Genomic DNA, 19,495 nt, shown 5'->3' with positions numbered 1-19,495 from the left:
CTGAAACACCGAAAGGCGATATTGCAATGAGTGGAGATAAAGCTGACGGTGAAGACGGTCCTGTACTGGACCCACTCGCACAATCGGAAATCGGGAAGATACTTCGTGATGGTTATGAAGAAGTTGTGAAAGAACCGGTTCCCGACAAATTTCTCGCATTACTGGCGACTCTGGAAGCTTCCGAAAAAGCAAGTCCGGAAGATGGTGATTCATGAGCGCTGATGCGAATTTCAAGGACCTTCTATTGGGGGCCATTCCAAACCTGCGCGCCTTTGCTCTCTCGCTTTCGGGCAACAGCAGCTCGGCAGATGATCTGGTGCAGGAAACTTTGGTAAAAGCCTGGAATAAACAATCATCATTTCAGATGGGGACCAACATCAAGGCCTGGTTGTTCACAATCCTTCGCAATGAATTCTACAGCCAGATGCGCAAGAAGGGTCGGGAAATTTCAGATGCCGAGGGCAATCTCACCGAGCGCATGGCTGCCCACCCCGAACAGAATGGCAAGATGGATCTTCAGGACTTTAAAGCTGCTTTGGCGACATTGCCCGAAGACCAAAGAGAGGCAATTGTTCTCGTCGGCGCGTCAGGTCTTTCCTATGAAGAGGCTTCGGAAATTTGCGGTGTTGCAGTCGGCACCATCAAAAGCCGGGTGTCCAGAGCAAGAAGCCAGCTGACCGAAATACTCGGCATTGATGATGTTACAGATTTTGGCCCCGACAATGTGTCGGCACATATCCTGTCGCGCCCGGCTTTAGCAGACACGATTTGACGTAGGGGTCATCGGCAGTGATCTTTCCAGTCTGGCATTCTGACCATTGTTTCTGCCATCCGACTGTGAAACGATTTCTTCAATCGCATCGCTGATATCCTGACTCCCAAACGGCTTTTTCACAACTATTTGCAACAAGCTTTTATTGGTAAGCAGGTCGGTGTCGATTTCATCATCGGTGGTTGTCAGCACAACCGGAACCCTCTGACGCGAGATTTCTCGGAGCACGTCTGCACATACGGCGTGCGCGTTGCGAATGTCGACGATCGCCAGTTGGAAGGAACCTTCCGCCTCCTGGAGAGTTTGTATCGCAACAGTTGATTTGCAAAGTGTGACATCAGCCACACCCATTGCCTTGACAATATCTGCAATTTGAAAGGCTATGAGACTCTCGTCATCCACCACCAAAATACGGCATTCTGTCAAACACATTTTCACTGCCTGTCGTTAATCTTCAATCCTCTTATCTAACGGCTGGCAAATTTGACGTCATTTAACTTTGACACATCTGAATTTAAATTGTGTCCCGATAAATCTGCGGAGAAAATCCCATGAGCACACGCGCGCCTAAAAAGACCCGGAACATTCCCTGTGAAGAATGTCCTTTATGTGCAAGCGAAGCGTTCCGTGACTTCGAAGGCGGGGAACTGTCATACATCTCAGGGTTCAAGCGCGGCGAACTGGTGGCGGAAGCCGGATCTGCCATTTTTGTTGAAGGGTCCAACAGCCCCCATCTCTACACCGTGATTTCCGGTTGGGGCTTTAGATATATGACACTGGAAGATGGTCGCCGACAGATTTTGAATTATGCCCTGCCCGGTGATTTCCTCGGATTGCAGGGCTCTCTTCTGGATGAGATGTCACATTCCGTCGAAGCGCTGTCAGACATGGTTCTGTGTGTGTTTGAAAGGGACCGTCTGTTTGAGCTGTTCAAGGCACAGCCAGCACTGGGTTTTGACATTACCTGGCTGGGTGCACGTGAGGAACAGATGCTGGATGAACATCTTCTGAGCATCGGTCGCCGTTCTGCGCTTGAGCGTGCTGCCTACCTGCTTGCCTTCCTGCACCAGCGCGCCAACCTGGTCGGTCTGTTTAACCAGACAAATGTCATCACACCGCTCACCCAGCAGCATGTGGCTGATACGCTGGGCCTTTCGCTCGTCCACACCAACAAGACGCTCAAAAAATTGCAGAATCGCGGTATCATAAGCTGGAAAGATACCGGTTTCGCGATTCTGGACATAGATACGCTGAAACATATCGCAAGCTGGGATGGCTTGCCGGACCTCAAACGGCCCTTTATCTGAATCTGATCGGGATCGCCTGAATACGAAAAAAAACCCATTTGCCAAATAATAGGCAAATGGGTTTTTGATGCGTGCGATTGAGGCTGTTTGGGCTGATCGCTTAAACCGGCCTCAGCTGACCGTTTACCGTTTACGGCCTGGCCCGAATATGAACCACAATATCAGTCCCACAACAGGAAGCAGCAGGATCAGCAGAATCCAGATCACCTTGGTTCCAGTGGATGCGCCGGATTCAAATGTCTTTACGATTGCATAGATGTCCGCAATCAGAATCAGCAATCCAAAAAAACCAACTTCGATGCCCATCATTTTACTCCGTAACCAAAGAACGTAACATCCAGACGACCTGCTCATGGAATGTCATACGTCCCACCAGCATGTCGTGTGATACGAAATCATCGTGCTTTTCAGCAAGCTCAGCGGCTTTGCGCATTTTGCGGATAGCAGCTTCGTGCCCGTCAATCAGATCATGCACCATCTCATGTGCGGATTCTGCCTTTGCAGCCCGGGAGACGACCGTTTCTGACGGTCCGGAGTGATCAGATAACGGCGCGCGGAAACCGAGTGCGCGAATTCGTTCCGCAATCACGTCAGCTGCCTTGAACAGATCTTCGTATTGCTGCTCGGTCATTTCGTGAACTGCGTGGAACATGGGGCCGACCACATTCCAGTGATAGATGTGCGTTTTGATCACCAGCATATACGTGTCGGACAGAATTTCCGACAAATGACCTGCAATCTGTTCTCTGGCGTCTTTGTTGAGGCCGGTATTGACGTTTTCATCGCCCAGGGAGGGCGACATTATTGTTGTAGTGGAGGCGTTCATTGCCTTCTCCTCTTGTTTGGTGAATTTTTTTGGGGGAGGTCTGTAGCGCTTCAGGACGCGTTTACACTAAAACGCAAAAAATATCGCCGCGATGCCCGCGAGGGCCAAACCGCAAACGAGGACCCACAATACTGGGAACCCTTTTTTGCCCTGTTTTGCGTCCTGTTCTGGAAGTTTTGTTTCGTTCTTATTCATTGTTCCTCGCAGAAAGTGTTTTGCACAAGTCAAACGCACGTCTGAGGGAAAGGTTCCCTTTGCCAGCGATTCAGACGAGATTCTCTGACAAAAATGGATTTGGCAGCGAAAACCGTCTTGTTTTCCGGGCAGGAAACGGAACGACACCGACCCCTTTGGCCTGATCTCCCAAAGCTGCACGCTCGGCCGCTTTTTGCCGCCAAAACGACAGGCCGTCATCAAGCGACAATTCCTGAATCAGGCTATCATGTGTTGCACTGAAATGAGCTGCCCACAGACGACGCCGCAGTAAACCGACATCCTCGGCAGAATTGATCAGAACGCCCGCCTCAAAATCAAATCGCATGGATCGTCCGTTGAGATTGGCTGAAGAAACCAGCCCAACGGCATCATCGATCAGCATGACTTTGGAATGGATGTAAACCATCGAATGGCCGTACAGGGAATCCCGGTCCTGGTCTTTTGTTTGCCGGACATCATTTGTCAGGCAAAACACCCCGAAACGATCTCCAAACCCAGTTTTCAAGCGTTCGAGGGCTTTGATCTGAAGCCACTCACCAAAACGATGAACACTGGATGTGCCACCACCGAAAGCCACATCTTCAGGAGCCGCTGGCAGCAAGGCAATTAATTTGAGGGATGGCGTTTTGCGCCCTGCCTCCGACAGAGCCTCCACAATGGTTCTGGAGCGCAGAAACTGGGATTCCAGATAGATTTGCTGTCGCGCAGAGCCGATCATGTCCAGATGCGCCTGTTCAAGGTCTGTGACTGGCAACTCTGCGCCCCAACTCAACAGTCCAGGTGCGTTCCGTCCCGACGTCGTAACGAGCTTGATCTGTGCCCCGGCCTGGCTGGTATCCGCCATTTCCTGGGAAGAGGCTAAATCAAGAGAGCCTGGGTCAAGAGAGTCTGGGTCAAGAGAGTCTGAGTCAAGAGAGTTTGGGTCGGTCAAAAAGCCGAGATCCGGATAATGCTGTTCCAGATAGTGTGGCAAAAAGGAAAAGCCGAAATTCCGTGCCGTTGACCAACTGAATTGAAAATGCGCCAAGAGTTCCGATACGACGGGGCCCTCGATGTGCAAATCCACATCATGCCAGGTTTCCTCAGCGGTTCGGTCGTGCGCCGGATCATCAAATCGTCGCGGATCCACGTCCAGGCCGCCTATCATGGCCGCCTTGTGGTCAGCAATCAGAAATTTCTGATGAAAGGATTGCGAATAAAGGGGCTTTGACGGCGCCAGCCGGACCCGCCCGTTTCTTCCGGCAAGGACTGCCAGTCCGGGCGGCAAGCGAGTACCAATATCCCTACCGTCCAGGAGATCCGCTGCCTTGTGTCTGACAAACGGCCAGAAACCGTGTTGCAGCATCGAACCTGCCCGGCCTCCCGGAAAGGAAACCTGGAGATGAAACCGTTTTGCGACCGGATGGGGGAGTGTTGATAAATGCTCCAGCAGCACATCCGTCCGGGACCAGACTTCTTCGTGAAGTTCATGAGCGCCGACCGGATCGAAGTCGGTTAGCAAGAGATAGATGTCCACATGCCTGTGGGCGGCATGGGACAGGAGATCCAACCAGGTGCAAAGCCCTGCGGATTGAGCCTCTTTACTCTTGACCGGCGTTGAAAAGGACAAAGCATGAAGGGAAAGGCAGATGTGGGAATGCGCCCCCAAAATGAGGCGTTCCATAGCTGGATATGCTTCCGCTGCCGTAATAAGAATGTCTGCCACTTTGGAGGCAGGGGCTGCGTCCATCACCATATTCCAAGCCTGTGTTCCATACATACGACCCGCATCGGCCCGGATCGGACAATCCGTATGGTTCAGCCGTAAATAACTATCCGTCTCTGATGAGGGAGCTGCGAACGTTTGCTGCAGCTTCATTTCCCTCACTCAGTCATGAAATGTTCAGTTGCCAGCAGGCGTCCCGCCTGATTGCTGATCCAGCGATGCATATTGCCTGTTTGGATTAACCAGTTGCGCCAAAAGATTGCCATCTTCGGTAACCTGCCAGTCAATCTCTACCGTGGCGATAGTCTCGCCCGCAGGAGCTTCCAGACACTGGCCCATAAGCATTGGATAATCGGAATCCATTCTGAAATTATTCTCGATGTCTCGTTCGCACGCGTCTACCGACACGTACTTGGAGGCTACTTCCTCAATCGTCTCACACTGGGACAAGTCGTGACTACAGCCCAACAACAACATGACAGCGAATGTGGTTTCCATTTCAAATCTCCTTCGCTGACACAACGGCGGGGCACGGAATTGGTTCCGTTCGATCATCAGCAAAAATGTCGTGACGAGCCGGAAATGAAGATGCGTTCCAAAAGTAACTCCAACGGCAACCCGCTCTAACGCTGAAAACTTGGGAACGGAATCGCGAGTGGGAAGTTAAAGTATTATCCCGCCAGTTATGTTCGGGATTGTGTGCCGGCGGCGCGCGGCTTTCCAACATCAGGATATACTCCTTGCGTCAACTCGTTCCACTCTTGAAACCGTTAATTGTTCTCTCACTGATAAGCCTCACAACATTTGTGCTTGTCATGGGCGCGCCCATTTTGCAGCCTCTGGCGCTTGGCATTTTTCTGGCGCTCATCCTGCAAATGCCCGTTAAAGCGGCGGAAATTCGGGGGGTTCCAAGGCGTGCAGCCGTTATTGCGGTCATTTTGTTTGTTCTGGCCGCAGGCTGGGCCATTTATCAATTTGCGCTGGTGCCCGCCCAGCAATTGTTAGGTGATGTGCCTCGCCTCCAAGGCGATCTGAGTGATAAGTTGCAGGAGTTGCGACACTCCTTCCGTGATGCAGAAGACGCAACTGAATCCATCAAAAAGGCCGCTGCCGATGTGACAGCCATTGTGGGAGAAGAAGCGGTTCCCGAAGTTGTCGTCAGGGAGCCCAGCTTCATGACCCAGGCCGCTCTCTCTTTCGTCGAAATCGCATCCATTTTTGCGCTGACTGTGGTGTTTGTGAGCTTCATGCTCGTCGCCCGAAACCCATTCCTTATCCTGGCAACCGTGCCTTTTTCCGGATTTACATCCAAACGGCACGCAGCCGAGACATGGCGTAGTGCAGAAAGGCGGATCGCGCGTTACTTTCTGGCCACTGCGGCGATCAATGCTGGGCTCGGGCTGGTTGTCGGACTGGCGCTTTGGGCCTACGGCATGCCAGCGCCAGCCTTTTGGGGAACCGCTGCGGCGCTGTTGAACTTCATGCCGCTTGTGGGACTTCTGATCGGCGCAACAGCGTTGTCTCTGGTATCGATTGTGACATATGACACGCTTTTTCTGGCACTTCTGCCGCCCGTCACCTATCTGGCGATCAACCTTGTGGAAGCCAATTTCGTGACACCTTCTATCATCGGCAATCAGATGAAGATTGCGCCGATTGCAGTGGTTCTGGCACTGATTTTCTGGGGTTGGGTCTGGGGTGTGATTGGACTGCTGATCGCAGTGCCGCTTCTGGTGCTTGCAAAAGCAATCTCAGACGAGAGCAAACGGCTGGATATTGTCCATCGCCTGCTCTCGCGCCGGAACTGACGCTGATAGAAACGCTGGAATAAACCATCTGCCATTCAGACACCCCAAAATTTGGAATAGATAGTGGCGAGCACAAATGCTAAATACTGGATACGACGTTGATCTACGCGTCAAATTTGACCTGGGGCAGACTGATGGACCAATCAATTGGTGAAATCATCGCAGAAAACGAGCGGCTGAAGCTAGAATTGGCCGCCTCTGTCAAGGAGCGCGCTAAGCATCTCCGCAATGCTGATATCGCGAAACAGCGATCCGTGTTTTTGGAAGCCATGCTGGAGACGATGCCAATTGGTGTCGTAATGGCGCACGCGCCAAGCGGCAAGATACTGATGGGGAACAAGCGAGCGGAAGAGTTGGTACGCCATGCCATTTACGAATCCAAAGATGTTGATTCTTACGGCGAATGGGTCTCATACCACGAAAACGGGAGCAGAGTGGAAAGCCATGAATATCCCCTTTCACGAGTGATAAAGGACGGGAAGAATTATTCAGAGCTGGACGTCAACTATCAACGTGGCGACGGAACAAAGTTCTGGATGCGGATCATCGGACGTCCGGTCATCGGAGAAGATGGAAACGTTGTAGGCGCGGCTGTTGCGATCCTTGATATTGACCATGAGCGGCACTTGATTGCTCAACAAGAAATACTGATTGGAGAGCTCAATCACCGGGTCAAGAATGCGTTCACGGTGGTAAAGTCAATTGTCAGCCAATCACTTCGTGGATCTGAAGCCTCGCCTGATGTCAGAGATACAATTGACAGTCGACTTGGAGCCTATGCCAAGGCGCACTCGCAGCTCATCGGAAATCGCTGGGACCGTGCCCTCATTTCGAACATCGCAAATGACACCATCGGACAGATATCGGACGGACGTATTTCGTTCACAGGGCCCGACATTGAACTCCCGTCGAAAATTGGCTTGTCCCTATCCATGGCGTTCTACGAACTGGCAACAAACGCACTGAAGCATGGCAGCCTTTCAGTACCAGAAGGACATGTTTCGATGGTATGGGGCTTTGCAGATGCCAGCCAAACGTCGCTTAGTATCGAATGGATGGAACATAATGGACCTCAACCCGTTGAACCTACGACCAAAGGTTTTGGTTCGCGGATTATTGGTCGCGTCCTTGCCGCAGAAACAAACGGAAATGTTACCATGAGCTACCCAGAAACAGGGTATGAATGGAGATTGGAAATGCCGTTAAAGAACGAAGATGAGGACCATGAAGACGGACACTAAAAAAATTTTTATAGTCGATGATGAAACCATAATCGCGTTCGAGATGGCCGACACCCTTGAAGACCTTGGCTTCGAGGTCGTTGGACCGTCTACGCAATTATCAGACGCACTTTCACGCGCCGAAGACGAAGAAATTGATGTGGCATGTCTCGACGTGAATCTCGGGAACGGCAAGACCTCAGAACCTATTGCGAAAATTCTGAAAGACCGCGGAATTCCATATGTTTACATCACTGCGTATGATGCAAACCAAGTGAGTTTCGTCGACGAAACTGATCGTGTCCTGAAGAAACCGATATCCAAAGTTGATCTGCAAAAAGCATTATTGCAATCGACGAAGGATTAGCCGTCAATGCTGACACGGCCAGTGCGACCTTTTCAGCCAGCCACCGATTGAGCGTTGCGCTAATCGTTTAGTGGCTGAACGGTGGTCGCGATATCGTGTGCTCTGTAACAGCGCCTGATAGTCGTTGCCTTCATGCTACTTTGTAACACAAATATTAAATGCAAGAACCAAGACCGGATGTCGGCGTCAAGAGGGTTAGTTTTCCAGCGCCAAGCGGCTCAACTCACGGCCTCCAATCAAGCAACAATCCCAGAAACGGCTCATCCTTTGTATTTATCATGGCGTAAAGCTTAGGGGCGTCAATTGGCTTGGCTCTGTGCGTAATCAGGTTGGAAAAGCTCATGGTTTTGTCCGCAAAACAGTCGAGCGTTGCCAACATGCGCGGCCTTGTCCAGCCAGACACAAAATGAACTGTGAATTCATCTTGCTGCAGACGTGCCATGTCTCCCCAATGGGTGCCTGTTGTGAACCCGGAATAGACCACTTGACCGGTCCCGTGTTGCAGTAATGGTGAAAACTCCAGCTGCGCGTCAAGGTTTTGCGTCGTGTCGATGACCGCCCGAATGCCTTCCGGCGCGTGACGCGCCATCTCGGTCGCAACATCAGCCGAATTGTTGTTGATCGCCACATCTGCCGAGCATCGCTCGGCAATCGCCAGGCGTTCGGGCCGGTGCCCTATAATGGCAACGCGTGCGCCCCGGCCCCTTGCGGCCTGTGCCGCGAGTTGTCCGATCAAACCATCGCCATAGACCAGAACCCAATCATTCTTATCCATGATGACGCGACTGGCAGCATTCCAGCCCACCTGAGCAATGACGCAGGCAGCTGCGTCTTCGTCGGCGACGCCATCTGGTATTTGGTAAATCTCGGTCGCAGCTGTGTTTCCAAATGCCGCGTGTGATCCCCATTGGCCTGTCAGTGGGCTTTGCCAGCTGCTCTCGGTAGCAACAACCCGATTGCCCAATTCTATATCTGAGACACCTTCGCCAAGTTCGGTGACGACGCCCACTCTCTGATATCCGGGAACACATGGAAATTGCGTCGGAATCCAGGAAAAGACGTCGTTCATCATCCAGCCTTCGGTACCGACGCTGATGGCCGACATCGTTGTCCTGACCTGAACCTCACCGGGACCGGGCCGAGGCAGATCAACCTCAGCAAGCTCCGTCATGCCTTTTTCTGGATGAACCATCGCTTGTGTTCGCATTGTTTGCTCCAAATTCTTGTAGCTACATTGTTAGTTAAGCAGGGAGGGCGTTATTCTGTTTTCTGCGGAGGCAACACTTTTCCCGGGTTCATGATCCCGAGTGGATCAAGCGCATCCTTGATCGCACGCATGACCGTCAGGGAAGTGCCCGACTTTCGGCGCGCCATAGATCCCAACTTCAGGGTCCCGATGCCATGCTCCGCCGAAAAACTGCCCTCATAGTCCTCGACAAGATTTTCCAGAATTGCCCGTAGCTCCTCGTGCTTTCCGGCAGCGCTTGGCGAAGGCCAGATGGTGAAATGCACATTGCCGTCACCGAGATGAGACACGACAAAGAAACGGGCACCCGGATCGTATTTCAGGAGATCCTGTTCCGCTCTGACAAGAAAAGGCGCGACCGCATGCAATGGCAACGAGATGTCGTTGATTACCAAATCATCGACGGTCACGGTCAGTTCGCCAGCAAGCTCGCGACGGTGCCACATCTCAATACGCTGCGCTTCATTTTGTGCGACGGTCGCATCAAGCAGGAGCCCCTCTTCCATCATGTCCATCAGCATTGACATAAGCCGTTCAACAATCGGCACACTGCCATCGTCATCTTCGGTCGCATCTTTTGGTGACGTCGCCCCCAATTCAATCATCAGATTGACGTCATATGCACTGTCGAACGGCTCTCGCGCCGTGGGATCATGTTTGAGGTGCTGCTCAATGTACAAGCGTGGCATATACTCGAATGCTTCCACCATACCACCGGTCTCTTCCTGCAGACGGTTCAGTATGGTCAGTCCGTCCTCCAGGCGCGCGGCTGCAATCATGGCCGTCGCATAGGCTTTGGGTTTGGGATGGAGCTTCAGAACGGCGCCGGTAATGATGCCAAGAATACCTTCCGAACCAACGAAAAGATGCCTGAGATCGAGGCCGGTATTGTCTTTGTGGAGACTGGTCATCAAATCAAGCACCTCCCCTGAGGCGAGCACGACTTCCAGACCGAGGCACAAATCCCGTGCATTGCCGTAGCGCAACACGTTGGATCCGCCTGCATTGGTGGCAAGGCACCCGCCGATCTGGGCCGACCCGCGCGCGCCGAACGTCAGCGGAAAGACAAGCCCATGCTCGGCAGTCATTGTGTGAATATCTTCGAGAATAACACCGGACTGAACCCGGGCAGTCCGAGAGTCGGCACGGATTTCTTCGATCTTGTTGAGACGGTCAAGCGAAAGCATGAGCGCACCTTCGCCCTTGGTTCCGCCGGAAAGTCCGGTGTTGCCTGATACAGGAACGACCGGCATCTTGTAACGCGATGCAATGCGCATGATTGCCGAAACTTCTTCGGTCGACTTCGGGCGTAATACTGCGGAAGGCACCCAGGAAATGCTATGGGTCCAGTCACTTTGCCATTTGCGGGTGTCGTCGCCGGTGAGGACATTGCCAGCACCAAGCTCCTGCGTAAGCTCCCCTATCATCTCACTCATCGCTGCAACTCCTGTTGGCGCGTTCAAAGATTCTTGTCGCCAAACTTTTTTCGAAAGACGTTTCTAGCGCTTTTTAAGCGGCGCTTAGTAAGTGGCGCGACCGCCGGAAAGGTCGAATACAGCGCCCGTTGTGAAGCTGTTTTCCTCTGTTGCAAGCCAGCAAATCATTGAAGACGCTTCGTCCAGTTCCAGCATCCGGCCACGTGGAATTTTGGCGAGCATATAAGCGATATGCTCTTCGCTCTGCTGCAGCGCGAGGGTGGTTTTCGCAACTGCAGGTGTGACGGCATTGACTGCGATATCACTGTCCGCCAATTCCTTGCCAAGCGACTTGGTGAAGGCCAGCACTCCGGCTTTCATGGAGGAATAGGCGGACGCGTTCGGGTTGCCTTCCTTGCCTGCCACGGATGCGACATTCACGATCCGGCCATAGCCTGCTTCCAGCATATGCGGCACGACACTTTGCGAAACGTAAAAAGTGCCCGTCAGGCCGATGTGAATCACCTGTTCAAAGGCTTCCGGCGGATAATCCACAACACTGGCATTGGGACCGACAATCGCGGCATTGTTCACCAGGATATCGATCCGACCGAAATGACTGACTGTGTTCGCGGTCGCAGCCTTGACGGCAGCAAGATCGCCGATATCCACAGGCTGCGTAAGCACACGGGTCTCGTCAGAATATTTCTCCTTGAGCTTTGAAAGCAGGTCTTGATCACGGTCCCAGATCGAAACAGCGCCGCCGCCTTCCAGAATGCGCTCAGCTGTGGTCAGACCGATGCCCTGCCCGCCACCGGTGATGACAGCCGTGCGTCCCTCAAAATTGTAACTGTTGCGATTTTTCATGGTTGCCCCTCAAGCAATATCGAAGACGCAATCAAGCGGCTTCTGTACCGGTGACGTATCCGGATTGGTATCCATAATGTCGCCCATGAAGGCCCACCATTTTTTCATCACAGGCGCGTCCGCCAGCTCATCAAGCCGGTTGGTCTCGGTCTTTTGAAAAGTGGCGAATAGAATATTCGTCTCGGGATCGTGGAAAATCACGTAGTTGCGAATACCGTAAGCGGCCAAAAGCTCTGAAAGCTCCGGCCAGATTTCATCATGCCGTTTCTTGTATTCCGCCTCCATGCCAGGATGCAGTTTCATCTTGAAGCCAACGCGTTCCATACCATCCCTCCTGAAAGGTGTTCCGGGCCGCAAAGCGCCCCGGAACTGTTCATTTTTAATGCGAGGATCAGAAGTCGAAATCGTCGATATTGTCGCTGTCGAACGTTGTCAGCTCTGGCTGAGTGTTCATAACGTTCTTCTCCAGGATCGTTACTTCACCAAGATTTGGCACTTCGAACGTGCCGCCAACTTCATTCGCGATCTCGCCGTTTTTCAGACCAACGGCAAAGTGAGCCGCAAGCCATCCCTCATTGTAAGGGCTCCAGAGTTGAAATGCCTCGACGGTGCCATCCTTGATGAATGGGCGCATCTGGTTTGGCGTTCCAAGACCGGTGAGTTTGACCTGCTCGGCCTTTCCGGCTGACTGGATAACCTGTGCCGCAGCGGCGACACCCACAGTCGTCGGCGAGATGATGCCGCGAAGGTTGGGATAAGTCTGAAGCAATGCCTCAGCTTCTGTCGTGGATTTCTGAGGCTCATCATCACCATAGACAGTCGCGACAAGCGTCATCTTTGCGTATTTTGGATCATTCTTCAGAGTCTCTACCATCGCGCCGATCCAGGCGTTCTGATCCGGCGCATCTGTTGTCGCCGACAAGATTGCGATCTCACCTTCATAGTCGATCATCGACCCAAGAAGCTCGACCTGACCAGGCCCGGTTTTCGTAAAATCGACTGGCAGAATGGCTGCATCGCGGTGCTCTTCATTGTCGACAAGATCGCCGTTTACAGCAAGCACGAGGATGCCACGCGAGCGGGCGCGGTCAAGCACCTGGTTGAGAGCGTCCGGGCTGTTTGGCGAGATCGTAATAACATCCACACCGCGCTGGATTTGCGCTGTGATGAACGGGATCTGCGAAGTCGCTTCTGCCGTTGCCGGAGCAGCCTGACTGAACGTGCAGTTGATCTCCTTGCAGGCGTCTTCAAAGCCAGCAACCAGGCTGTCGAAATACGGGTTGCCTGTGTTTTTTGGAATGTAGACGATGTTGACCGGATCCTGGGCGATTGCCGGTGCTGCGAAAATCGACGCACTTACGGCAAGGATAGCCAGCTTGGTGATATGTTTCATGGTTCTCAATTCCTCCATTAGTGTGCTCCATATGGAGCGGTTTGCCCGACCCGTATTCACCTCTGGGTTCGGGCATAGATTGCATTGGTCGCGATGATCGAGACAATGAGCAGAAAGCCCATCACGATCAACTGCGAGGTGATCTGGATATTGGCGACGTTCATTCCTGTTGCGATGACAATCAAAAGCCAAGCCGCAAGGAAGGTGCCCGCAATCGAGCCGCGTCCGCCGAAAATGTAGGTGCCGCCAAGCATGACCATAAGCACCATTTGAAGTTCGCCACCGGTCGCCATGTCATAGCGCACTGACGCCAGACGTGACGCCGTTAGCATGCCTGCAAACGAACTGACGACGCCGAGCAGGACAAAAAGGCCCATCTTGATGCGCTGAACACGAATGCCGGCATGTCTTGCAGCTTCAGGCGATGTGCCGATCTGATAGATCTGCCGGCCCGTGACTGTGAAGGCCAGAAATACCGCGAGAATAATGGTTGCGATGAGGAACAAGACGACAGGTATCGGCACACCGAACCAGTATTTCCAGTCGATCCCGATGAACCATGTGGGGAATCCGCTGATAGAACGGTCACCGGCAAGTACCTGCGCAAGGCCCCGGTAAAGTGTCAGCGTGCCGATTGTGACGATAATCGAGGGCAGTCGAAATTTGAGCACGAGAATGCCGTTGAACGCACCCATGAGGGCACCGGTGATGACGGATGCCACCATGGCAAACCCAATCGGCAGCCCAAGCTTGAAAAGCGACGCGAACACACAGGCCGAAAATGCCATCATTGCAGCCGGCGAGAGATCGATCTCGCCTGCAATGATAATGAGCGTCAGCACAAGCGCGATGATCGCGTATTCGACGTAAAAGGTAGCGCTTTCCAGAATGAAGGTCGTGTCGGCAAAAAATGGCGATAATTGTGTGGCAACAGCAAACGCGATGAGCAGCAGCACGAAGGTCATGACTTCAGGACGGATCAGGATGACCTGCCAGAGTGGCCTCACTTCGGTTGCGCCTAGCGAAGCTGTGTGTTCGACGGGCGCTACCGGATCGGTTGCCAGGCCTTTATTGGTTGGATTGTCGGTCATGCCGAGGTCCTCGCTTCTGCAATGGCTCGAATGCTGCGTTCGCGAACCGTTCTGTCAATCAGAAGAGCAAGCACAATGACCGCGCCATTGAAGACATCTTGCCAGAATGCCGAAACGCCCAGGATTGGAAGCGCGACCGAAACCATGCCAAGCAAAAGCACGCCCAGAACCGTTCCCAGGACAGTGCCCACCCCACCATTGATGGACACACCGCCAACGACCACCGCGGCGATGACTGTGAACTCGAAGCCCACGCCGGTTATTCCCGGATTCACATATCCGAAACGCGATGCGTACATGACACCGGCAAGGCCTGCCAGTGCCCCAGACAGAGAGAACACAAGCAGCGTGACAGGGACCACATTAATCCCGCGCAAGGGTGCCGCAACCGGGTTTGACCCAAGAGCATAAATCTGGCGGCCAAGACGCGTGTGATCAAGGAAGAGATACGTCACACAGGCGACCAGAAAGGCAATGATCACAAGCCATGGAATTCCGAAAATGGGTGATGTCTGGGACATTTGGATCAGCGAACGAGGGATGAATTGCGGATCAACCTGACGCGCGCCCGAGACGAGGAATACAAACCCTCTGAACAGGCTCAGTGTGCCCAGTGTCACAATGATGGATGGCAGCCGGAACAGCACGACCAGCACCCCGTTGAACAATCCCAGCATCGCGCCCAGTCCAATAGCGACAAGGACCCCGACGATCACAGGCAATTCAGGCATATCGCGAAAAATCATTCCCGCAATGATGGAGGAAAACGCCAGGATCGAGCCTATCGAAAGATCGACGTGGCGCGCGACCAAAACCATCATCTGCCCCATCGCCGCAATCAGGATCAACGGTATGGCGAGCGCTGTTATTCGCAATGTTTCAAACGAGATAAAGCGTGGTTCGATGATGCCCACGACAATGGTGATGAGCACGATCATCAGGAAGATACCAGCTTCGCGTCTGTGCAGGAGTTCATTCAAAAGGCGGCTCATTGGGCGGCCACTCCCTGAGAGGAATTTGGGCCCTGATCGGAATTTGGGCCCTGATCGGGATTTGGGTTTGAAGCGTGCGATCCGGTGCGCGGCACCGCAGCCTGCATGATGAGTTCTTGCGTTGCATCCTTGCGCGGAAGCTCCGCTGTCAACTGGCCTTCCGCCATGACCAGAATACGATCGCAAAGGGCAAGCAACTCGGGAAGCTCAGAAGAAATCAACAGAATTGCTTTTCCTTCGGCGGCAAGAGCGCCGATCATATCGTAGAATTCGGCTTTTACACCAACATCGATACCCCGGGTCGGTTCATCCAGAATCAGAACCGATGGATCGGTGTGAAGCCACCTGGCAAGAATTGCCTTTTGTTGATTGCCACCGGACAATTCCATGATCGGCTGGCGCAGACTGGCCAATCTGATCTTCAGTTGCTCTACCGACGCCTGCGCAAGTTGCCGCACGAGCGACGCTTTGATGAACCCGCGCGGTGCGATCTTGTCAGGCACGGCTGCGGTGATGTTATTTTCAACTGACATTGTGGCAAAAATTCCGGCAGCCGCACGGTCTTCCGGCACAAATGCCAGCCCCAGACCGATTGCCTTGCTCGGATCGTCGATCTTGACTTCGGAACCGGCGACGTGGATCGAGCCGCTATCGGCAGGAGCCACACCGAATATGGCGCGGGCCACATCAGTACGCCCCGCACCAACCAATCCCGCAAGCCCAACAATTTCGCCTTTTCGGACAGAAATCGAAATGTCGCGGAATGCACCGCGCGAGGTCAGGTTTTTGACTTCAAGTGCAACGTCGCCAATCTCGGCTTCCTTGGCATGCTTATAGTCTTTGACGGGTCGGCCGATCATCATCCGTATGATATCGTCATCATTGAGGTCCGCAACAATTTCAGTGCCCACGAGCACGCCATCTCTGAATACCGTAGCGCGGTCACAAAGTGCCCTGACTTCCTCGAGCCGGTGCGAGATAAAGACGATCGTCCGCCCTTCATCACGCAGTTTGCGGGCGATGCCGAACAGGGTTCCAACCTCTTTAGGGGTTAGCGGCGCTGTCGGCTCATCCATTATTATAAGGCGCGCGTCACTATCCAGCGCCCGCGCGATTTCGACCATCTGCTGGTCAGCAATCGACAGCCCCCGCATCGAGCGAGTTACATCAATCCGAATGCCCAGCATGTCCATGAGCTCACGCGCTCGCGCTGCAATTTCCGACCAGCGAACACGTCCAAGAACGGCATCCTGACTCCTGCCAAGAACCAGATTTTCCGCGACCGAGAGATCGGGAAACGAAATTGGTTCCTGATGGATCAGCGTTATGCCAAGGCGCTGTGCGTTGAGCGGAGAGCCAACATCAACCTTCTTGCCGTTGATCGCGATCGTGCCCCTTGTCGGGTTGTGAACACCCGCCAGAATTTTGGCGAAAGTTGATTTGCCCGCGCCGTTCTCGCCCAGGAGAGCGTGAATTTCGCCGCTGCGCAGGTCCAGATCGACATCGCTCAGAACCTCAACGCCAGCGAACTGCTTGGAAATTCCACGGGCCGAGATGAAAGTCTCGGCGTCTGGCGACTGATTGGTTGCATCCATTGATTAGTGTCCGCCCTGCATTGGCACCGGAGCGTCGGCCACAATCAAGGCGCGCTCCTTGAGTTCCGTCCAAAACGCATCCGGAATTTCAGCACTGAGGCTTTCGGTATTCTGGATAATTTCCGAGGCTTTCGCAGCACCTGGAATGACCGACACAACGGCCTGGTGAGCCAGCGGGAATTGTAACGCTGCGCTTGGCAATGAAACGCCATGCTTGTCAGCAACTTCGCTGATATCGCGGACTTTTTTCTGCATTTCTGCTGAGGCCGAAGCATACCCGTATGTTGCGTTCTCGCCTGCACCCGTCGCCAGAATGCCGGATGCGAAGGGCGCGCCGACAACAACGCTGATTCCCCGTTTCACACAATCCGCCATGCCTCGGTGAAGGCTGCCCTGATCTGCCAATGTGTACGGCATCGCCACAAGGAAGAAATCAACATCCACACTGGGAGCTACCACCTCGAAGGCCTCATTCGTGTTGATGCCCATGCCAAATGCCTTGATGTCGGACGACTTCTTCAGCTCTTCCAGAGCGGGAATCCCTGTCTCCAGCAGATCTTTGCGATGACGCGCATATTCGTCGACGTCATGATAGGCTGCATCCAGATCGTGGATAACAAGAACATCTACCGTGTCCAGCGCCAGGCGCTGCAATGCCTGCTCGTATGAGCGCATGATGCCATCACGGCTATAGTCAAATTTGACTTCAAAATTCAGACCGCCAACCCAGGGGCTTCGATCAAACGTTGCAGGATTGGCAGGCCGGTGAAGCGTACGACCGACCTTGGTGCTAACGTGGAACTTGTCCCGGGGCAGAGTTCGCAAAAAGCCTCCCAGGCGATGTTCGCTGAGGCCCCTGCCATACCATGGAGCAGTATCAAAATAGCGCAAGCCTGCATCCCAGGCTGCCTGCAGGGTTTCACGTGCTACGCTTTCTTCGACAGTTCCGTATAATTCGCCGATATGAGCGCCACCGAAGCCAAAGACCGGCAGTTCAAGCCCGGTTGCTCCAACCGTCCTTTTGGTCCTCACCGAGATCATAGGCTCCCCCTCTCAAACGCAGACTTGGGACAGCCTCTTTGGACCGCCTCTTCCGTCATTTCGTAAAACTTGTCAGACAAAAATTGATTTGACAAGTTTTTTCTTTTCCGTGCAATATCGACAGACTTGGGGGCGAATGAGTCACCGATCAGGAGGATTCATGACACCACAGATGTGTGGCACATACCCGATGATTCACACCTTCTTTCGCAAGGATGGCATGCTGGATTTCAGTGCTATCGATGCCCGGCTGGCCATACAATATGCGGCCCACCGCGATGTTCATCATGCGCGGCATCGCCTACTTCGCGGAACGCGGATTACTGCGCATCTGCCTGACATCGAACGGAGTGCCTCTCGACTTCCGTCCTTGTGCGGAAATGCCCGTAGCGACGCATGGGAAGCCTGCGTGGCAGACGAATCGGGTCCGCTGACCCACTGAACACGAACAGGAATGCACGATGGCCAGGATCACTGATGTAAAAACGACAATCTGGGAATGGGTCGGGCCCGTCGAACCCATGCCGCCCCACTTTTGCACCACGGCAGGCGATCTCGTGACGGATGTCACCGGGTCCATCGCAGGCTTCCGTTTTCTTGGCTGGCTCATCGTCGAAATCGAACTGGACGATGGCACGGTCGGCATCGGTAATGCCGCTCTGGCACCACATGCCACCAAGGCAACCATAGATACCTATCTAAAGCCCCTGCTCATCGGCACTGATCCGATGGACAGCGAATATATCTGGCAAAGCATGTATCGGCGCACCCTGCCATTCGGGCGCAAAGGCATCGGCATGACTGCGATCAGCGCGGTTGATCTGGCCATTTGGGATGCGAAGGGCAAAATTTTGAACCAGCCAGTGTTCAGGCTGCTGGGTGGCCGCACCAAACCCAAACTCCCGGTCTATGCGAGCCGGCTTTACAGCCAGCCCGTCGACAGTCTTGCCCTTGAGGCAAAGAATTACGTCGACCAGGGCTTCAAGGCGATCAAGTTGCGGTTTGGCTGGGGACCGAAGGACGGTCGCGAAGGCATGTACAAGAACCTGGAGCTTGTCACTGCAGCCCGCGAAGCCGTTGGCGAAACCATTGATATCATGGCCGATTGTTACATGGGCTGGAATGTTGAATATGCCAAACGCATGCTCCGGCTGCTGGAGCCTCTTAACATGCGATGGGTTGAAGAGCCTGTCATTGCCGATGACCTTGCAGGCTATGCTGAATTGAAGGCACTCAATATGGTTGCGATTTCGGGTGGCGAACATGAATACACGCTTCAGGGCTTCCGCCATGCACTGGATCTCGGCGCTTACGACATCGTCCAGTTTGATGTGAACCGGGTGGGCGGCATCACCGCCGCCAAGAAGATCGCCGATCTGTGCGAAGCGCATGACATTCCCGTCATTCCCCACGCTGGGCAAATGCACAACTACCATTTGTCGATGTCCAGCTACGCGGCACCGATCTCTGAATACTTTCCAAAAGTTCCGGTTGAGGTTGGCAACGAGCTTTTCTGGTACATTTTTGACGGCGAGCCGGTTGCTGAAAACGGGTTCGTCAACCTTGCCGATGACAAGCCCGGCTTTGGCCTGACCCTGAAAACACCGGATGAGAATTTCAAACTGACAAAGTGA

Annotated in this window: 22 protein-coding genes; 8 read left to right on the top strand and 14 right to left on the bottom strand. The window is 53.5% G+C overall.

Annotation, left to right across the window (positions count from 1 at the left end; all coding sequences use genetic code 11):
* The first annotated feature begins 26 nt into the window (after positions 1 to 26).
* Both RAL91_RS03625 and RAL91_RS03620 read left to right on the top strand, forming a co-directional pair.
* Positions 27 to 215 carry a NepR family anti-sigma factor gene (locus RAL91_RS03625; RefSeq protein WP_306259792.1) on the top strand — a complete coding sequence of 63 codons (189 nt, stop codon included), beginning with the start codon at positions 27 to 29 and terminating at the stop codon, positions 213 to 215.
* Positions 212 to 772 carry a sigma-70 family RNA polymerase sigma factor gene (locus tag RAL91_RS03620; protein WP_306259790.1) on the top strand — a complete coding sequence of 187 codons (561 nt, stop codon included), beginning with the start codon at positions 212 to 214 and terminating at the stop codon, positions 770 to 772. Before RAL91_RS03625 ends, RAL91_RS03620 begins: the two co-directional genes overlap by 4 nt.
* Here the strand turns inward: RAL91_RS03620 and RAL91_RS03615 are convergent.
* Positions 755 to 1,177, bottom strand: a complete 423-nt coding sequence (locus tag RAL91_RS03615) for a hypothetical protein (protein ID WP_306262768.1) — start codon at positions 1,175 to 1,177, stop codon at positions 755 to 757. The two genes, RAL91_RS03620 and RAL91_RS03615, sit on opposite strands and share 18 nt — an antisense overlap.
* Positions 1,178 to 1,323: 146 nt before the next feature.
* Here RAL91_RS03615 and RAL91_RS03610 point away from each other — a divergent pair, with 146 nt between their 5' ends.
* A complete protein-coding gene (locus tag RAL91_RS03610) occupies positions 1,324 to 2,079 on the top strand; it encodes a Crp/Fnr family transcriptional regulator (RefSeq protein WP_306259788.1) in 756 nt (251 codons plus the stop codon).
* Between the two features lie 123 nt (positions 2,080 to 2,202).
* On the opposite strand, the gene RAL91_RS03605 is transcribed toward RAL91_RS03610, so the two are convergent.
* From RAL91_RS03605 to RAL91_RS03590, 4 genes are all read right to left on the bottom strand, one after another.
* Entirely contained in the window at positions 2,203 to 2,385 is a 183-nt protein-coding gene (locus RAL91_RS03605; RefSeq protein WP_371932520.1) for a PLDc N-terminal domain-containing protein, read from the bottom strand.
* A 4-nt stretch (positions 2,386 to 2,389) separates the two neighbouring features.
* On the bottom strand, positions 2,390 to 2,905 hold the full coding sequence (locus RAL91_RS03600) for a Dps family protein (protein WP_306259784.1): 516 nt from the start codon (positions 2,903 to 2,905) through the stop codon (positions 2,390 to 2,392).
* A gap of 265 nt (positions 2,906 to 3,170) precedes the next feature.
* On the bottom strand, positions 3,171 to 4,979 hold the full coding sequence (locus RAL91_RS03595) for a phospholipase D-like domain-containing protein (protein ID WP_306259782.1): 1,809 nt from the start codon (positions 4,977 to 4,979) through the stop codon (positions 3,171 to 3,173).
* Positions 4,980 to 5,003: 24 nt separating this feature from the next.
* Positions 5,004 to 5,324, bottom strand: coding sequence for a hypothetical protein (locus RAL91_RS03590; protein WP_306259780.1), 321 nt, complete (start codon positions 5,322 to 5,324; stop codon positions 5,004 to 5,006).
* A gap of 242 nt (positions 5,325 to 5,566) precedes the next feature.
* Here RAL91_RS03590 and RAL91_RS03585 point away from each other — a divergent pair, with 242 nt between their 5' ends.
* From RAL91_RS03585 to RAL91_RS03575, 3 genes are all read left to right on the top strand, one after another.
* Complete coding sequence (locus RAL91_RS03585; RefSeq protein ID WP_306259778.1) at positions 5,567 to 6,634, top strand: AI-2E family transporter; 1,068 nt, start codon at positions 5,567 to 5,569, stop codon at positions 6,632 to 6,634.
* Between the two features lie 134 nt (positions 6,635 to 6,768).
* Entirely contained in the window at positions 6,769 to 7,875 is a 1,107-nt protein-coding gene (locus tag RAL91_RS03580; RefSeq protein ID WP_306259776.1) for an HWE histidine kinase domain-containing protein, read from the top strand.
* Positions 7,859 to 8,221 carry a response regulator gene (locus RAL91_RS03575; RefSeq protein WP_306259774.1) on the top strand — a complete coding sequence of 121 codons (363 nt, stop codon included), beginning with the start codon at positions 7,859 to 7,861 and terminating at the stop codon, positions 8,219 to 8,221. The genes RAL91_RS03580 and RAL91_RS03575 overlap by 17 nt, the downstream gene beginning before the upstream one ends.
* 223 nt (positions 8,222 to 8,444) lie before the next feature.
* Here RAL91_RS03575 and RAL91_RS03570 read toward each other — a convergent pair whose 3' ends face one another.
* The 9 genes from RAL91_RS03570 to RAL91_RS03530 all read right to left on the bottom strand — a co-directional run bounded on the left by RAL91_RS03570 (position 8,445) and on the right by RAL91_RS03530 (position 17,861).
* The gene (locus RAL91_RS03570) at positions 8,445 to 9,428 is read right to left on the bottom strand and encodes a medium chain dehydrogenase/reductase family protein (protein ID WP_306259772.1); all 984 of its coding nucleotides are present in this window, start codon (positions 9,426 to 9,428) and stop codon (positions 8,445 to 8,447) included.
* Between the two features lie 50 nt (positions 9,429 to 9,478).
* A complete protein-coding gene (locus tag RAL91_RS03565) occupies positions 9,479 to 10,903 on the bottom strand; it encodes an FAD-binding oxidoreductase (RefSeq protein ID WP_306259770.1) in 1,425 nt (474 codons plus the stop codon).
* An 84-nt stretch (positions 10,904 to 10,987) separates the two neighbouring features.
* On the bottom strand, positions 10,988 to 11,749 hold the full coding sequence (locus tag RAL91_RS03560; RefSeq protein WP_306259768.1) for an SDR family NAD(P)-dependent oxidoreductase: 762 nt from the start codon (positions 11,747 to 11,749) through the stop codon (positions 10,988 to 10,990).
* A gap of 9 nt (positions 11,750 to 11,758) precedes the next feature.
* Positions 11,759 to 12,073 (bottom strand): L-rhamnose mutarotase, encoded by a 315-nt coding sequence (gene rhaM, locus RAL91_RS03555; protein ID WP_306259766.1) that lies wholly within the window; start codon positions 12,071 to 12,073, stop codon positions 11,759 to 11,761.
* A gap of 67 nt (positions 12,074 to 12,140) precedes the next feature.
* A complete protein-coding gene (locus RAL91_RS03550; RefSeq protein WP_306259764.1) occupies positions 12,141 to 13,142 on the bottom strand; it encodes a substrate-binding domain-containing protein in 1,002 nt (333 codons plus the stop codon).
* Between the two features lie 56 nt (positions 13,143 to 13,198).
* On the bottom strand, positions 13,199 to 14,233 hold the full coding sequence (locus tag RAL91_RS03545) for an ABC transporter permease (protein WP_306259762.1): 1,035 nt from the start codon (positions 14,231 to 14,233) through the stop codon (positions 13,199 to 13,201).
* Positions 14,230 to 15,225, bottom strand: coding sequence for an ABC transporter permease (locus RAL91_RS03540; protein ID WP_306259760.1), 996 nt, complete (start codon positions 15,223 to 15,225; stop codon positions 14,230 to 14,232). Before RAL91_RS03540 ends, RAL91_RS03545 begins: the two co-directional genes overlap by 4 nt.
* A complete protein-coding gene (locus tag RAL91_RS03535) occupies positions 15,222 to 16,820 on the bottom strand; it encodes a sugar ABC transporter ATP-binding protein (RefSeq protein ID WP_306259758.1) in 1,599 nt (532 codons plus the stop codon). The genes RAL91_RS03540 and RAL91_RS03535 overlap by 4 nt, the downstream gene beginning before the upstream one ends.
* Before the next feature lie 3 nt (positions 16,821 to 16,823).
* The gene (locus RAL91_RS03530) at positions 16,824 to 17,861 is read right to left on the bottom strand and encodes an aldo/keto reductase (RefSeq protein WP_306259756.1); all 1,038 of its coding nucleotides are present in this window, start codon (positions 17,859 to 17,861) and stop codon (positions 16,824 to 16,826) included.
* Positions 17,862 to 18,021: 160 nt separating this feature from the next.
* Here RAL91_RS03530 and RAL91_RS03525 point away from each other — a divergent pair, with 160 nt between their 5' ends.
* Entirely contained in the window at positions 18,022 to 18,303 is a 282-nt protein-coding gene (locus RAL91_RS03525) for a hypothetical protein (protein WP_306259754.1), read from the top strand.
* A gap of 19 nt (positions 18,304 to 18,322) precedes the next feature.
* Entirely contained in the window at positions 18,323 to 19,495 is a 1,173-nt protein-coding gene (locus RAL91_RS03520) for an L-rhamnonate dehydratase (RefSeq protein WP_306259752.1), read from the top strand.

The organism is Pararhizobium sp. IMCC21322, from assembly GCF_030758295.1.
GTDB lineage: Bacteria > Pseudomonadota > Alphaproteobacteria > Rhizobiales.
Note: the sequence above shows the minus strand (reverse complement) of the source record. Positions and strands in the feature narration are given on the sequence as shown.

Bases quoted from the DNA above. Each gene is read 5' to 3' on its own strand.
- RAL91_RS03625 (WP_306259792.1), top strand. From the start codon at position 27: ATGAGTGGAGATAAAGCTGACGGTGAAGACGGTCCTGTACTGGACCCA.
- RAL91_RS03560 (WP_306259768.1), bottom strand. From the start codon at position 11,749: ATGAAAAATCGCAACAGTTACAATTTTGAGGGACGCACGGCTGTCATC.
- RAL91_RS03550 (WP_306259764.1), bottom strand. From the start codon at position 13,142: ATGAAACATATCACCAAGCTGGCTATCCTTGCCGTAAGTGCGTCGATT.
- RAL91_RS03620 (WP_306259790.1), top strand. From the start codon at position 212: ATGAGCGCTGATGCGAATTTCAAGGACCTTCTATTGGGGGCCATTCCA.
- RAL91_RS03570 (WP_306259772.1), bottom strand. From the start codon at position 9,428: ATGCGAACACAAGCGATGGTTCATCCAGAAAAAGGCATGACGGAGCTT.
- RAL91_RS03590 (WP_306259780.1), bottom strand. From the start codon at position 5,324: ATGGAAACCACATTCGCTGTCATGTTGTTGTTGGGCTGTAGTCACGAC.
- RAL91_RS03535 (WP_306259758.1), bottom strand. From the start codon at position 16,820: ATGGATGCAACCAATCAGTCGCCAGACGCCGAGACTTTCATCTCGGCC.
- RAL91_RS03605 (WP_371932520.1), bottom strand. From the start codon at position 2,385: ATGGGCATCGAAGTTGGTTTTTTTGGATTGCTGATTCTGATTGCGGAC.
- RAL91_RS03525 (WP_306259754.1), top strand. From the start codon at position 18,022: ATGACACCACAGATGTGTGGCACATACCCGATGATTCACACCTTCTTT.
- RAL91_RS03530 (WP_306259756.1), bottom strand. From the start codon at position 17,861: ATGATCTCGGTGAGGACCAAAAGGACGGTTGGAGCAACCGGGCTTGAA.
- RAL91_RS03575 (WP_306259774.1), top strand. From the start codon at position 7,859: ATGAAGACGGACACTAAAAAAATTTTTATAGTCGATGATGAAACCATA.
- RAL91_RS03610 (WP_306259788.1), top strand. From the start codon at position 1,324: ATGAGCACACGCGCGCCTAAAAAGACCCGGAACATTCCCTGTGAAGAA.
- RAL91_RS03520 (WP_306259752.1), top strand. From the start codon at position 18,323: ATGGCCAGGATCACTGATGTAAAAACGACAATCTGGGAATGGGTCGGG.
- RAL91_RS03540 (WP_306259760.1), bottom strand. From the start codon at position 15,225: ATGAGCCGCCTTTTGAATGAACTCCTGCACAGACGCGAAGCTGGTATC.
- rhaM (WP_306259766.1), bottom strand. From the start codon at position 12,073: ATGGAACGCGTTGGCTTCAAGATGAAACTGCATCCTGGCATGGAGGCG.
- RAL91_RS03565 (WP_306259770.1), bottom strand. From the start codon at position 10,903: ATGAGTGAGATGATAGGGGAGCTTACGCAGGAGCTTGGTGCTGGCAAT.
- RAL91_RS03545 (WP_306259762.1), bottom strand. From the start codon at position 14,233: ATGACCGACAATCCAACCAATAAAGGCCTGGCAACCGATCCGGTAGCG.
- RAL91_RS03595 (WP_306259782.1), bottom strand. From the start codon at position 4,979: ATGAAGCTGCAGCAAACGTTCGCAGCTCCCTCATCAGAGACGGATAGT.
- RAL91_RS03600 (WP_306259784.1), bottom strand. From the start codon at position 2,905: ATGAACGCCTCCACTACAACAATAATGTCGCCCTCCCTGGGCGATGAA.
- RAL91_RS03580 (WP_306259776.1), top strand. From the start codon at position 6,769: ATGGACCAATCAATTGGTGAAATCATCGCAGAAAACGAGCGGCTGAAG.